The organism is Psychromonas aquatilis (genome assembly GCF_038155185.1).
GTDB lineage: Bacteria > Pseudomonadota > Gammaproteobacteria > Enterobacterales > Psychromonadaceae > Psychromonas > Psychromonas aquatilis.
Genome location: NZ_JBAKAZ010000066.1, coordinates 1 through 14,803 on the forward strand (window position 1 = coordinate 1; position 14,803 = coordinate 14,803).

15 protein-coding genes are annotated in these 14,803 nt (G+C 35.6%); 9 read left to right on the forward strand and 6 right to left on the reverse strand.

The window, feature by feature from the left end:
- Window positions 1–51: 51 nt before the first annotated feature.
- A complete protein-coding gene (locus V6256_RS13265) occupies window positions 52–351 on the forward strand; it encodes a GNAT family N-acetyltransferase (RefSeq protein ID WP_341598720.1) in 300 nt (99 codons plus the stop codon).
- Between the two features lie 316 nt (window positions 352–667).
- On the opposite strand, the gene V6256_RS13270 is transcribed toward V6256_RS13265, so the two are convergent.
- A complete protein-coding gene (locus tag V6256_RS13270; protein ID WP_341598706.1) occupies window positions 668–1,066 on the reverse strand; it encodes a CBS domain-containing protein in 399 nt (132 codons plus the stop codon).
- A gap of 252 nt (window positions 1,067–1,318) precedes the next feature.
- On the opposite strand from V6256_RS13270, the gene yqfB reads away from it, so the two are divergent.
- Window positions 1,319–1,657 carry a N(4)-acetylcytidine aminohydrolase gene (yqfB, locus tag V6256_RS13275; RefSeq protein WP_341598707.1) on the forward strand — a complete coding sequence of 113 codons (339 nt, stop codon included), beginning with the start codon at window positions 1,319–1,321 and terminating at the stop codon, window positions 1,655–1,657.
- Window positions 1,658–1,672: 15 nt separating this feature from the next.
- Here the strand turns inward: yqfB and V6256_RS13280 are convergent, their stop codons facing one another.
- From V6256_RS13280 to V6256_RS13295, 4 genes are all read right to left on the reverse strand, one after another.
- Window positions 1,673–2,503 carry a transglutaminase-like domain-containing protein gene (locus V6256_RS13280; protein ID WP_341598708.1) on the reverse strand — a complete coding sequence of 277 codons (831 nt, stop codon included), beginning with the start codon at window positions 2,501–2,503 and terminating at the stop codon, window positions 1,673–1,675.
- Window positions 2,504–2,695: 192 nt separating this feature from the next.
- Window positions 2,696–3,427: an anti-sigma factor gene (locus tag V6256_RS13285; RefSeq protein WP_341598709.1), complete on the reverse strand. Its 732-nt coding sequence runs from the start codon at window positions 3,425–3,427 to the stop codon at window positions 2,696–2,698.
- Window positions 3,424–3,996 (reverse strand): sigma-70 family RNA polymerase sigma factor, encoded by a 573-nt coding sequence (locus tag V6256_RS13290; RefSeq protein ID WP_341598710.1) that lies wholly within the window; start codon window positions 3,994–3,996, stop codon window positions 3,424–3,426. Before V6256_RS13290 ends, V6256_RS13285 begins: the two co-directional genes overlap by 4 nt.
- Window positions 3,997–4,116: 120 nt before the next feature.
- Window positions 4,117–4,668 (reverse strand): DUF3455 domain-containing protein, encoded by a 552-nt coding sequence (locus V6256_RS13295; RefSeq protein ID WP_341598711.1) that lies wholly within the window; start codon window positions 4,666–4,668, stop codon window positions 4,117–4,119.
- 849 nt (window positions 4,669–5,517) lie between these two features.
- Between V6256_RS13295 and V6256_RS13300 the strand changes: the two genes are divergently transcribed.
- The 7 genes from V6256_RS13300 to V6256_RS13330 all read left to right on the forward strand — a co-directional run bounded on the left by V6256_RS13300 (window position 5,518) and on the right by V6256_RS13330 (window position 14,614).
- Window positions 5,518–7,830 (forward strand): diguanylate cyclase, encoded by a 2,313-nt coding sequence (locus tag V6256_RS13300; protein WP_341598712.1) that lies wholly within the window; start codon window positions 5,518–5,520, stop codon window positions 7,828–7,830.
- A 321-nt stretch (window positions 7,831–8,151) separates the two neighbouring features.
- A complete protein-coding gene (paeA, locus tag V6256_RS13305) occupies window positions 8,152–9,429 on the forward strand; it encodes a polyamine export protein PaeA (protein WP_341598713.1) in 1,278 nt (425 codons plus the stop codon).
- Window positions 9,430–9,679: 250 nt separating this feature from the next.
- Window positions 9,680–11,590: a biosynthetic arginine decarboxylase gene (speA, locus tag V6256_RS13310; RefSeq protein ID WP_341598714.1), complete on the forward strand. Its 1,911-nt coding sequence runs from the start codon at window positions 9,680–9,682 to the stop codon at window positions 11,588–11,590.
- Entirely contained in the window at window positions 11,591–12,529 is a 939-nt protein-coding gene (gene speB, locus V6256_RS13315; RefSeq protein WP_341598715.1) for an agmatinase, read from the forward strand. It abuts the gene before it with no gap.
- A 289-nt stretch (window positions 12,530–12,818) separates the two neighbouring features.
- Window positions 12,819–13,178: a TM2 domain-containing protein gene (locus V6256_RS13320; protein WP_341598716.1), complete on the forward strand. Its 360-nt coding sequence runs from the start codon at window positions 12,819–12,821 to the stop codon at window positions 13,176–13,178.
- A gap of 230 nt (window positions 13,179–13,408) precedes the next feature.
- The gene (locus V6256_RS13325) at window positions 13,409–13,759 is read left to right on the forward strand and encodes a DUF4870 domain-containing protein (protein WP_341598717.1); all 351 of its coding nucleotides are present in this window, start codon (window positions 13,409–13,411) and stop codon (window positions 13,757–13,759) included.
- Window positions 13,760–14,125: 366 nt separating this feature from the next.
- Entirely contained in the window at window positions 14,126–14,614 is a 489-nt protein-coding gene (locus V6256_RS13330) for a DUF3465 domain-containing protein (protein ID WP_341598718.1), read from the forward strand.
- Window positions 14,615–14,619: 5 nt separating this feature from the next.
- On the opposite strand, the gene V6256_RS13335 is transcribed toward V6256_RS13330, so the two are convergent.
- Window positions 14,620–14,803: hypothetical protein (locus V6256_RS13335; protein ID WP_341598719.1), on the reverse strand; the 184-nt coding region annotated here is incomplete at its 5' end.

The following is a 14,803-nucleotide window of genomic DNA, read 5'->3' on the forward strand; positions in this document are numbered from 1 at the left end:
ATAGTGGATATTATTATCCAGAATTAAAGTGTCCGGTTCAATTAGACCAGAATAACCGACGAGCATCAATTATTATGTATTGATTTAGACTCAGAGTTAGTGGGGTATTTGTGGCATTCGCAGAACACTAGTAATAAATCGACCTTTATTTATGATTTCTTTATTTTTACCGATAAGCGTAGTAATGGCCATGGAAGATTGGCTATTGCTGCTTTGGAATCACAATTAAAACTAGCTGGAATTGAGCAAATAAAATTACGCGTTGCGTACCAAAATAAAAGAGCACTAGCGCTATATCAAGAGGTTGGTTTTGTTATTTCTGGCTACAATATGTCAAAAAATATAAGTTAATAGGAACACGGAAACATTACCTGCCAAAGTCTTTAATGAATAAGTTTAAAGTAATTGTTATTCGATAAAGTTGAGTTGGTTTTTTAAAATGGTGAGTTAAATTTATATGTTGCTGCTGTCAATTGATAATGAGGTGAATTTCATTATGTTTTTTGATTAAATGTAAATAAAATGTTAATTTTTTGAGGTGAGCTTAGTTACTTAAAATAGGCGAGTGTTGAATTAAATTACGTATTCTTTTTTATTAAAAACAGAATACGTATAATGACCTGTTGATTGTCTAAAGCTAACTTATTTACTTGAGATAAAGTGGTTATTAAAAATAATGATCAAGTAATGCTTTTAAAATACGGCGGCGTGTAATAACACCAACTACTTTATTGTTTTCATCGATCACTGGATAGCTTTTAGGTTGTGCACCTAACATTTTCTCAGCTAATGAAAAAACAGTGTCATCTGCATTAACACTAAGTACATCAACGCGCATATTGTCTTTCACTAATCCAATACGTTGATTATGGTAAGCAAACTGGGTGGTCACGTGTAAACACTCTTGCCCTGAAATCCAGCCAGTTAGTTTATTATCTGCATCAGTTACTGGGCCACCAATTGCTTCTTTTTTGATCAGCTCAATCGCGGCTGTTACTACCGGCATTTCTTCATTAATTCGTGCAAAATCAGTGTTCATAAAACTTTTTATAATCATTTTTTCCATTTGTTTTTTTACCTTAGATTTCCATATCCATAAAACCAGAATAAACATAAGTTGTGAACTGTGCAACATTTATTTAACAATTGCGATATCGTTTAATAATTGACTATTAAAGGTTTTTTGTAAATGGATGTATTAATATACTGGGTACCGATAACCTTTGATTACAGTCGACAGCTGATTGTTTAATTGAGCTTAGTAACTTAAGCACTTTTAACATTTAGGAGTGTTGATAGAGTAACGTGAGAATAAATAATGCCTGCTGTACCAGATAAAATTACGTTTTTTGAGTTTCTTACTCCATTAGTTTGCTCAGGAAAAAAAACAATAACAATCCGAGATAAATCTGAAAGTCATTATGTTGTCGGCAGTCAGGTTGAGGTGTTTACGTTGGAAACCGATCAAAAAGTGTGTGATATCGAAATTGAATCTGTTGAGCCAATTCTGTTTGATGATATTAACGAATTTCATGCTCAACAAGAATCATTAGATTTACCCAGACTTAAACAGCTGATCAAAGAAATCTACCCAGATATTAATGAGTTGTTTGTTATCACCTATAAGTTAATAGCAAACAACAAGTCATTAAGTTAAAAGGGCAGCAGGGCGTTAGGCTGTTGAAACTGGTGAGTCATTATTGTAAATCATGTCTGGCTCCGCCGAGGTTGCTTCAACCTTCATTGATAACATAGTGGCTTCACCTACTATGTTGGCAAAGGAGGAGTCCGCAGCGTCACGTCCAATACTGATACGAACAAGGCCACTAGTCGGTGCCATGCGAGTGGCATCAAATAAGTACCAACGGTCCTCTAAGTAGACTTCAAAAAAGCCGTGGAAATCCGGTGGTGTTAATCCAACTGCATAACCTGAGACATAACGAGCAGGTATTCCTAAGGCGCGGCATAATGCAATGCTGACATGCGCAAAGTCACGGCAAACACCTGCACTTTGAATAATTACATCACAAGCACTGGAAGAAGCATCAGTACTGCCTGCAATGTAATCGATATTAGCGTTTACCCAATTACAAATCTCATCAACGCGTGAATAGCCACTAGGGATGTGCCCAAATTGCTTCCAAGCAAAGCGACCAAGGCGATCAGATTCACAATAGCGACTTGGGCTGATAAATGGCAGTACAGATGCAGGTAGTTCTTTATGGGCTACTTCATTTAAAAATTGAATTTGCTCTGTTTCAGGGGATAGTTGAATTGTTGCATTATAGGCGATAGTGAACTCACAAGGCTCTGCTTTTAATCGTAATGCACGGTAGCCAAAATCATTAACTTGAAACCATTCACTTTCAATAAAAGGTGAGATGAAAAGATTCTCTTCTATGGTTTTTTGGAGTTGCGTATTTGCTGCAGCAATATGAAAAACAAAGCTTGAAGTTTTGGTCACGTTATAGACGAGTTCTGATGACGTTTTGACATAATACATAACTGGCACCTATTAGTTGATGAACGGAATGACTAATAATTAAACATATTTAAAGTGTACAGATTGTGTTGGTTGTGGGAAGTCTAATTTAAAAAAATATTGAAAATACAGCAGAAATTGAAGGATTTGAGAGAAAACAAGAGAGCCTTAGGTTGGCTCCCTTAAAGTCAGGTGAATTGACGTTTCGTTATTTTAGATAGCAATTCCTCGGCCAATGGAGGTTATTTCGCCTGTTGGTTTACCAGTAGGTGAACCTGTTTCAGACTCGATTGTTAACTCAAATAACTGATTCTCTGTTAATGGTGGTAACTGGTTAATATCTAAGTTAAGTGTTTCGCCTTTTTTGACTAACCCCAAAGAAATCGGTGCATCCCAGCCATCGGCTTTCGTCCAAAACTGTAAGGCTTTGCCTTTTGGTATTTCTACCGCACCTAATGGCACGAGTTGGATCTGGTTTGAGTGGCTAGTTTGTATTACCCAACCAGGTGTTTTATCTTCTGGTTTTACTAATACGGCGATATAAGTTGGCTCATTGATTCGCGTTGCATTGTGTTGTAATTGAAAGCCTAATACGACTGCTAACATAAGGCATGTGATCGATACACCACGCCATAAAGCTAAATTTTGCCAAAAAGAAAGCAGTGGGTTAGTGGCTTTTGGTGCTACTTTTGTTGGCTGCTTTTGAAGTTCATCAAGACTACGCTCTATACGCGCAGATAGCGGTTGAGGAACCGCTAATGGCGTTAAGTTATCAGTGATCGATAAAAAATGGGCTTGCCATTGGTTAACGCTTCTTTGTAGTTCAGTGCTGTTTACTAACCGTTTTTCAAAAGCTTGTCGTTCTTCGGGTTTGAGTGTGCCCAGCACATATTGCCCTGATAAGTTTTCATCTTTATCAGAGGAGTGGTGTGATGTTTTATTCATTGTAAGCACTCCTTTAATGCGCTTAAACTACGTTTAATCCAGGATTTTACAGTACCCAGTGGTTTATCCAGTAATTTAGCGATTTCTTGTTGTGTGTAGCCATCTACATAGGCATGTAAAACACAAAGCTTACGTTCTGGCTCTAAATATTCTAAACATGTCTGTAGGGAGGCTTGAGCAAGTGGATCATTTGCTAGTTCACCAAGATCATCTGGTTGCTCTGCGGATGCAAGTACGTTGTTATCACAGAGATCGAGCAGAAAATCAGGCTCTGCAAGTACTTGGCGATGGCTGTATTTAAGGGCATTTAACGCTAAATTGCGCGTTATTGTATAAACCCAACCACGTGCTGAACCGAGGTCTTTATGATAAGTATTTGAATGCTTCCAAATTTTAATAAAGGCGTCATGTACAACATCTTCTGATAATTGGCGATTTTTCAATATTCTCATGACCACAGTGAGTAGCCTAGGTGACTCTTGTTCATAGAGTTGCATTAAGGCTTGACGATTGCCCTCAGCACAGCTTTCTAATGCTGCTTCATAATCAAATGTAGTAGATAACGGCACGTGATTTCCTTAATGAAAAAACCCAGTGTACATAACTGGGCTTTTTAAGTCATTAAACTCTTAAAACTCACTTTTTATAGAAAAACGTGTCGTTTTCTTAATTAAAATAAAGCGTTAAGGCTATTTCATTTTCCAGAATAAGTAATCGCCAGAATAGTTAACAACAACTTTGTGACCTACTTTATCAATACTACATCCAGTTGCTGGTGCCGCACCGCCATTTAAGTTAATGCGCTGAATGTAAGCAACGTCTTTTAATGCGCCAGGGCGAGCTGATTCATTGGCTTTCACTAATTGCATTGGAATGCTGCCTTTTTCAGAAGGAGACACTGCGATTTGTGTACCGGTTAGCGATGAACCGTCAAGCGACTCCCAAGTTGCTGGTGGACCAAAGTAAGACACGACATGATTACCATCAGTATCACTTAATACTGCACGAGGACCTGCAAATGCCCATGCGGCTTTGCTGTCATCTTTTGCGTCTACTTTACATTCCCAAGTAATATTACCAACGGCATTAGTATGCATTGCAACTTCATGACCAGCTGGTACACGTACTTCACTTGGAAGTTTATCTTGTGAGAATGTCCCGGCAGATGCTTGTGATGCTGCGATCATTAAAAGAGAAGCTGCTGAGATTTGTAGGCCTTTGCTCATATATTGGTTTTTCATAGTCGTTTTCCTATTGATTGATAGATGTCGAATTAAAAAACAGTCGATTTCCTACTGTTAATAGGTACTACAATCGAACAAGCATTTTGGATGCAAAAAAGATTAATTAATTTTAAAAATATTTTTAATTAACTAATCAATATTTATTTATTATTGTTTTTATTGAGGTTTTTTTAAAAGTAAATAAATAAAATTATCGTATTAAATTCGTTTTTCTTAACTTATAAAACTTTATTTAGTGTTTTTATTGCCTTTCTATAAGTTGATCATGTTATTCATGATTGCCATTAAATAATTTACGTTATTTAGCGTTTTATTGGTAACTATTAGCGCATGCCTAATAGCAAAACCTTGTTATCTAAATGTTTTTTGGTATTCGCTTTTAAGTTGCTCAGGAGATTAATAGGGGGTCACTGCATATTTGATGGAATAATGATTTTAGTTAAAATTTAATGAATTATTTGATCAATATGAATAATTAGCATTGCCCATTATCTATATATTTACTATACAAATTGCATTTTATAGGTAATATAGTTAGCTGAGTATTTAATGTACTAGTTAAAGTTAGTTATAAGTCAACCGATACTTTATTATTCTAGCTTACAATGATGAATATGCTTTAAAGGTATTTTAAATCAACAGCTTAATTTTAATATACCCTATTTTAAAGCAAAGGGCTGTTATCTACAGACACCTTCAATAATCAGTATTGATGGTACCTTTAATTAACTGATGACGTTTTTATGGTTGGTTAAATGTGCGGTATACACGTATGAATAGAGTTAATAAAACGCATTTTGCTATAACCTTTTTGATAAAATAAACTTCCTCTATCTATAGGTAAACATGAAACGCCATTCTTTAATAGATCGACTCTATCGAGACGGTCATTATCAACTTAGAGGTTTCAAAAATTATCAGCCATACTTAATAAGCATTAACACTATTATCATTTTTTTGTCAGTAGCGATGTTTAAAGTGCAAGCTGAAACTGTCTCCGACCTAAGGCATGAAATCCTTCCACCTAAAATATTGAAAGAAGAATCCTTCTCCATTGAAATGTTAGCCAGTATTAACGAGCAACCTCAGAAGACAGCCCCAGTAAAAAAGGATTTATCACCGGATTCAGTAATTAATAAAAAGCCGGAGGGGAGAGCACACCAAATATCTTCTATGTTTAATCGTATAGAGTTAATGATTAATAAACGGCGCTTGCTTGAAGCAAGTGAAGAGCTCGATCAGCTATTACTTATAGTTAAAGAGTATGGGCAACCTTATTTAATAGCGAAATCGCTTATTATAAAAGGAGATTTGTATTATCAACGGAAGCTTTATACAAAAGCAGTTGAGCAATATGCTATTGCAACTCAGTATTTATCTAATAAGGAGTTGGCAACACAAAAAGAATTGGGTGATACGTATACTAAGCTAGCTGAATCCTATAAAAGACTTAAAAATAGAAAACTAACGGCGGCCTCCTATCACAAGGCGTTAGTTATTTATACTGATTTACAAAATAAGAAACTAATTGCAAGAACTTCAAATACACTTGCTGAAGCTGAACGTTATCTTGGCCATTACACGGCTGCACTTGATTACTCTTTAAATAGTATAGAAATACATAATACCATTGATGATCCTATTGGACGTGCGAAAGCTTACAATGGCGCAGGAATTATTTATCGACATATTGGACTTTATGAAAAATCACTTGAGTATGTTTATGAGGCATATCAATTTTATAAAAAAGAAGGTGATAGTAATGGTATTGCTAAAACATCCAACCAAATGGGACTTATCTATACTCGTTTAAAGCAATTTGAACAGGCAAGATTCTTCTATCAAATTACTATTGATTTACCGAGTAGTGACCTTGAGCCTAAGGTTTTAGCTTCTGCATTGCGTGAATTAGCTGTTATAGAGCTTAAGGAGCAAGATTATGGAAAAGCGCGAGCTCTGATTGAAAGAGCACATAAAATATATCAACAGGAATATAACAAAGAAAGTGAATCCCTATCCGCTAGAATTATTGGCAATATTTATAGAGAGGAAGGCGATATTCAACATGCAATTGTTTTTTATCGGCGCTCCTTAATGCTTGCAAAAAAAGTCGGGAGTGTTATTTATCAAGTTAAAGCACAAACTTCATTAGCTAGCGTATTAATTGAAAAAGACAGCAAACAAGCAATAAAAATCTTAACGTCTTCCCTTACTTTAGCCAAACAAATAGGGGATATGAATCAGCAGCTTTATGCATATCGGGGACTAAGAAAAGCTGAAAAACTATTAACTAATTATGAGCAGTCTTTGTATTATGCAGAAAAAGAGATTGCGTTATCTAGATTGATTGAAAAGCAAAAAGAAGAGCGTGAATTTGTTACTGTTAAAGCTAAGTTTTATTCACATCAGAAAGAGATGGAATTAAAATTATTAAAAAAACAAGCGCGTATTACAGAGTTTGAATTGGCTCAAAAAACCAATGAAGTGAAACTATCCAAGCAAGAAAATAAAATAGCTGAGTTAGAGTTAACTAAGAATCGTTACACTAACGGAATGTTAATTATATTATTAATTGTTTCTATTGTGATGGTAATTTTTATTTATCGTCGTTTTAAGCAGTCTAATCGACTAAATAAGAAATTAGATACACTAGCGGCAACGGATCCCCTGACAGGTTGTTATAATCGTCGTTTTTTATTTAGTGCAATGAGCGAAGATTTCAAAAATATTCAAGCTTTTGAGGAGTATAGTCTCATATTATTGGATATTGATTATTTTAAGGATATTAATGATACTTATGGTCACAGTAAGGGAGATCAAGTATTAGTAACGTTAGTGTGTATTTTGCAAGATAGTATTCGTAAGAGTGATACGTTAGTCCGTTATGGCGGTGAAGAATTTTGTATTGTTTTACCTGGTACAACATTGCTTCAAGCAAAAAATATTGCAGAATTATTACGAGATAAAATTGCAAATGCTAACTTTAATAACATAAACCTGACTTGTAGTTTTGGTGTTTCGTCTATTCAATTTAATGCTAATAACCCCGAAGCGTTAATAGAACAGGCTGACTTAGCGCTTTATCAATCTAAAGAGAATGGCCGAAATAGAGTGACTTTATGGGATCCTGCTTTCAAAGTTAAGCAACCAACAAAATAAATTAGGCGATAAATAAGTAGTCATCTATTTGTTTTCTGATATTGAGTTGTTCACAGACTCTTAAGCAATTCATTGACTATCACCAATAACATGTTAACTGCCTCCTTTATTCCTTTTACTACTTTCTAATAGTGTTTGGGTTGATACATTTAGCACTGATATTTTTTATCTGTATTTTGTGAAATAACTATTGTTGAAGTTAAAACTCACCCTATAATGCGCGCATGTTTGTCGCGACCAACAAATCAATTATTAGCTTATCTCATTCGGTTAAGCTAATTTTCAATCGTTGTAATCAAGTTATGTTAAAAGGGTTAAAAAATGAGTGATGTGTTCAGCATTATTGTACTGATATTAGCTGGTGCAGTATTTGCTATGTCTGAAATTTCCATTTCTGCTGCACGAAAGATAAAGCTAAGAGTGATGGCCGATGAAGGGAATGTAAAAGCGTTAGAGGTCATCGAGTTACAGCAAAAACCGGGTAACTTTTTTGCGATGATGCAAATTGCTTTGAATGGTATCTCTATTCTCGGCGGTATTATCGGAGAACAAGCATTAACTCCTTATATAAAAAAACTTATTAGCTTGATATACCAAGGCCCATTATTGGGTGAATTAAGTTTTATCCTTTCGTTTATTTGTCTAACTTCTTTATTCATTTTATTTGCTGATTTATTACCTAAACGTTTAGCGATTATTATGCCTGAAGCGGTGGCTATTCGTATTGTGTCATTGATGCGCGGTATTACGTTTCTGCTCATGCCAGCAGTGTTTTTATTTAATGGTTTGACCAATATGTTGCTGCGTTTATTTCATATTCCTACAGAACGAAGTGAGCTCGTCACAACAGAAGATATCATTGCGATGATGGATGCTGGCGCAGAAGATGGCAGTATTCAAAAGCAAGAATACCAGTTAATTGGTAATGTTTTTGATTTAGAAAATAGCACTATTGGCAGTGTGATGACCCCACGTGATTTGATTATCTATTTTGACTTAGATGATTCTAGTGAGCAGATTAGCCAAAAGATCATAGACCAGCCTCATAATGACTTTTTAGTGTGTGATGGTGGCTTAGATAATATCCAAGGCAGTATAGAGTCTAAGGAAATATTACGTTTAGTTTTAAAAGGTGAACTTGCACAGTTACATCCAACCAAAGTACATAAAGATCTGTTTTACTTACCTGAAACATTAACACTTTCTGAGGCCTTAAATGCATTTAAGGTAGCCCCTCAACCTTTTGCTGTGATTGTTAATGAATACGCCATTGTCGTTGGGCTGGTCACAGTGAAAGATTTACTGAGTAGTTTTATGGGAGAATTAATTACACATCAAGATGAAGAGCCGATAGTGAAAAGAGATGACTCTTCTTGGTTAATAGAGGGGCTTACGCCTATCAATGAGGTAATGCGTAGCCTGGATATCGATGACTTTCCGGAGCGAAACCAGTATGAAACCATCGCTGGTTTTATGATTTATGTTTTAAAAAGGCTTCCTAAACGTACCGATAGCTTTATCCATGATGGTTATAAGTTTGAAGTGTTAGATCTTGAAGGAGTGCGTGTAGAGCAAGTCTTAGTCACTAAAATTAAGTAACGACCACTGCCATATAGTGACCTAATTCATTATTGAGTTGAATGAGTTAGGTCTTTTTATCAAGTTTTTACCTCAACTAATCAATAAAATAATACTGAGTTACACAATCAATCATTTATTTTGATTAATAAGTCAAAAATTATTCGCTAGACGCCACCTATTTATTTACTAATAATCCGCCCGATTTTAATTAACAGTGATTTTAGATAACGAGATCACTTCTGTTTCTACATTATTGAGAGATTTAAAAGTGCAACATTCAACTGATATGGACCGCATTAGAGCGGAATACAATGTTCGTTACTGGAGCCAAGGCTTTTATGGCATAAATGATCAAGGAGAGGTGTATGTTTCTCCACGTAGTGGAACTGAACATCAAGTTGCATTAAGTGATATTGCTGCCGATTTAGAAAAACGTAATTTAAGTATGCCGGCATTAGTGCGCTTTCCACAGATATTGCATCAACGAGTACACAATATTTGTGATGCTTTTAATCAAGCAATAACAGAAACAAATTACGATAACCGTTATTTATTAGTTTACCCAATTAAGGTCAACCAACAAAAAGAAGTCGTGGATGAAATTCTAGCGAGCCAAGAGAAATTGGCGCAGAAGCAATTAGGATTAGAAGCGGGCAGTAAACCTGAATTATTAGCGGTATTAGCTTTAGCACACAAAGCTAGCTCAGTGATCGTGTGTAATGGTTACAAAGACAGAGAATACATTCGTTTAGCATTAATCGGTGAGAAATTAGGCCATAAAGTATTGATCGTTCTAGAAAAACTTTCTGAACTCGATTTAGTGCTCGAAGAAGCCAAAGCATTAAATGTAAAACCACGAATGGGTTTACGTATACGCTTAGCATCGCAAGGTGCGGGGAAATGGCAATCAAGTGGTGGTGAAAAATCTAAATTTGGACTTGCGTCATCTCAAGTGTTAACTGTGGTTGAACGCTTAACTGCATTGAATCAATTAGATACATTACAACTTGTGCATTTCCATTTAGGTTCGCAAATGGCCAATATTAGAGATGTTCGAAATGGGGTTAGTGAAGCTGCTCGTTTTTATTGCGAATTGCGTGCGATGGGCGTGCCGTTAGATTATTTAGATGTGGGTGGTGGATTAGCCGTTGATTATGATGGAACTCGTAGTCAGTCCCATAACTCAATGAACTATAGTTTAGCAGAATACGCACGTAATATTGTGATCACCATCAGTGATGTTTGTCATTTGTATGGACAACCGAACCCAACGATTATCTCTGAGTCTGGTCGTTCACTGACTGCGCACCATGCGGTATTGATCACTAATGTTATCGGTGCTGAAACTTATCAGCCTGAAAAGATTAATGCACCAGAGCAACAAGGTTCTTTATTGTTACTGAATATGTGGAATAACTGGTGTTTATTATCTGCTGGCAGCGATGATCGCGCTTTAATTGAAATTTATAATGATACACAAAGTGACATTGTAGAAGTACATAACCAGTTTGCGACTGGGGTAATTAGCTTGCAACAACGTGCTTGGGGAGAGCAAGTTGCATTGCGTATTTACCATGAGTTAAGTTTACAAATGAGTACCAAAAACCGCTTTCATCGTCCTATTTTAGATGATCTAAATGAGCGTTTAGCGGATAAGTTTTTTGTTAACTTTTCATTATTTCAATCGTTACCTGATGCTTGGGGAATTGATCAAGTTTTTCCTATCTTACCGTTATCTAATTTAGATAAAGCAGGAGAAAGAAGGGCTGTCTTATTAGATATCACCTGTGACTCAGACGGTGTTATCAACCAGTATGTTGATGGACAAGGGATTGAAACAACTTTACCTGTCCCTGCTTGGTCAAGTGAAAAGCCTTATTTAATGGGGTTCTTTTTAGTTGGCGCTTACCAAGAAATCTTAGGCGACATGCATAATTTATTTGGTGATACACACAGTGTTGTTGTCAATGTGGATGAACAGGGCGGATGGGAAATTGCATCAATTAATGAAGGCGATAGCGTGGAAGATGTAATGAACTATGTGCACATTGATGTAGAAGCTATTCGTGATAATTACCGTGCATTAGCATCATCACGTGTATCTGAAGCGGAGCAACAAAGTATTTTAGATGAATTAGAGCAAGGCTTAGCCGGTTATACTTATTTAGAGGGCTTTTAAATGGCAGCACAATTTGATGACTTATTTACTAAAAAAGATGATTCATTATACTCAAATGCGATGACGTTTATGCGCCGTCCATTAGTTAAAAATCCGCTTACTGAAGCAGCAGATGTGGTGGTGTTAGGTGTGCCATTTGATATGGCTACCTCAGGCCGATCAGGTGCTAGGTTAGGGCCTGATGCCATTCGACGTGCTTCGGTTAACTTATCTTGGGAAAGTAAAAAATTTCCATGGACTTTTTCATTATTTGAACAGATTAAAGTGATTGATGCAGGTGATTTAGTGTTTGATTGTGGTGATGCTGAAGACATGACACTACGCCTTGAAGCAGCTGCCAATGAAATATTAACAAGCGGTAAAATGTTACTCGGTTTAGGTGGAGATCACTTTGTTACCTTACCTTTATTACGCGCTTACGCTAGGCATTATGGTGAGATGGCTTTAGTGCATTTTGATGCCCATACAGACACCTATAACAATGGTAGCCACTATGATCATGGCACGATGTTTTATCATGCCCCAAATGAAGGTTTAATTGATCCTAAATCTTCAGTGCAAATTGGTATACGGACTGAATATAAACAGCAAGGGCATGAGTTTAATGTGATCAATGCGATGCAAGCGAATGATTTATCAGTCGATGAAATTGTAACGCAGATTAAAAGTATTGTTGGCTATAAACCTGTGTACTTAACTTTTGATATCGATTGTTTAGATCCGGCCTTTGCGCCAGGGACGGGAACGCCTGTTTGCGGTGGCATTAGTTCAGATAAAGCTTTAAAAATTATTCGAGCATTGCAGGGAATTAACCTTGTTGGCATGGATGTTGTAGAAGTTTCTCCCGCTTATGATCAAAGTGATATTACCGCGTTAGCAGGGGCGACGATCGCATTAGAGCTACTTTATCTTTGGACGGCTAATCGATTAGAAAAATAATCGTTTCGAATAACTTTCTTTTTGTCTCAAAGCAAGGGGGAAGTAATCATTATCTGTGGCGTGTTAATATTAGTTTCGTCTAGGGTTTACCTCGATTATATCGCTGTGATAGCTTATAAATTAAGTGTTTATGAATTATTTTTTATATATTTTAATAATAAATAATTGAGTATTAATTTTCATTCTGTTATTTTCAATATTCAGTATCGTATTAAGCTGTTACTTATTGATGACAGTATCAAAGTGCTAAGTAATGGTTATTATTGATAACAATTAATAGGATATCTCAATGAACGAAGCATCGACAGAAAAAGCAGATAATGAAAAATTTTGTGCTGATTGTGGTGAAATAATTAATATTAAAGCTGAAATTTGTCCTAAGTGTGGTGTAAGACAAATGATTGCGCCTAATAGCTTTGCTTATACTGCACCTAACGGAAAGAGTAAAATTGCGGCTGCATTATTAGCCTTTTTCTTAGGCGGTTTTGGGGTTCATCATTTTTACTTAGGTAATGTAGGCCTAGGCATTCTCTACTTATTATTTTGTTGGACATTTATTCCCGCTTTTGTCTCACTAATAGAGTTTATTTTATTATTGGTAATGACAGATGATAGGTTCAATGAAAAGTATGGCCAAATAGATCAATAACGTTAATATCAATTAAATAAGCACCTAAGCCTATTAATGGCAAGGTGTTTATTTACACTAAAGTTCCTCACTTCTATTATTAGCTACTGCTTTACTCGTTTATTCTGTATTTCGCTTTATTTAATTTTTTATTCTCAGTGGGTACATGAGGTTTCGAGTGATATACAATAAATTAGTTTACCTATCGTATTATGTTAATAGCCATTTCATCATCTCAGTAAGGATTATAAATGAATAACAAGGTTACAAAAGAAATCTTCAATATCAGTCAAGAATCTAAAAACATTGTGTTATTGATATGGATTGGCACTTTATTTTTCGGGTTTATTCCGGGGCTAATTTTGTATTTATTAAAAAAGGATGATGCTTATATTGAAGATCAGTCAAAAGAAGCATTAAATTGGTCTATCACAGTACTCATCGCCACTTTTATTGGTTCAATTCTAACCTTTATCTTGGTTGGTTTTTTAATGTATTTTGTGATTTTTAGTATCAATATCATTTTTTGTTTGATGGGCGTATTAGCAACCTATAATGGGCAGGTGTTCCGAGTTCCTTTTGCGATTCGTTTACTAAAATAATAAAAGCTTATATCAGTGAGTGTGCTTCTAGAGAAGAGGGCCCACTTTTGTTGTTCATTTTTGACGGTGCTTTTTAAATCAACAAAGCACCTTCAGAAAAACCTTTCTGAGTACTTAATTAGCATTTCAATATAACTAGTTGATCTTATTAATATCACTATCATCTCCGTCTATTAGCCTATACTTGTTAAAATAAATGGTATTTTTGTTATTTATTTGTAAAGATATTGATGCACGATCTACGTTAATATTCTCTCTTATGTCTTTCATAATATTTAACAAGATGCGTATTTACCTAACCTAACTTATCTTCATCATATAAAAGGATTACCAACCTTTTCGATATTAAACAAGGAAAAGTAGTTTATGAAAAAGTGGTTGATAGTATTGTTTATCACAGTATCAAGCTATGAGTGGTTTATTGGCCGTGAAGAGGGCAATTCACTTTTTGATATAAAGGTGGATAACAATAGATTAGAAAAAATTGAAAATAACACTCAAACTCGGCAACAAATTGATACTAGTATCAATCTATTGGAAGAGGCGTATAAGAATGAGCAAAGTGGTGTTCAAGTACACGGTAGTGGCACAGTGGTTAAACTATTAAAAGATGATTTAAAAGGTTCAAAACATCAAAAGTTTATTTTACGCTTATCACCTGAACGCACTATTTTAGTTGTGCATAATATTGATTTAGCACCCAGAATTAATGCCATTGCTAATGGCGATAAAATACAATTCAGCGGTGAGTATGAGTGGAGTAAGCAGGGGGGGTTAGTTCATTGGACCCATTTAGACCCACGAGGTAATCATGCAGATGGTTGGTTAAAGCATGAAGGGAAAATATACCAATAAAGGTATTATCCCTTTAATAGTCGCTGTGTAATACGGTGTGCTAGAAGCTCTGCGACTCCTTTTTCAGCATTCCTTGTAGATGCAATCAATAAAAAAAGCACTTCACTCTTTACCTTGTTGTATTTTACTTCGATAATTTTTGTCTTCGATCTCGGGGCGGTGGCTTCAGCCTCCCTTGCAGATGCAATG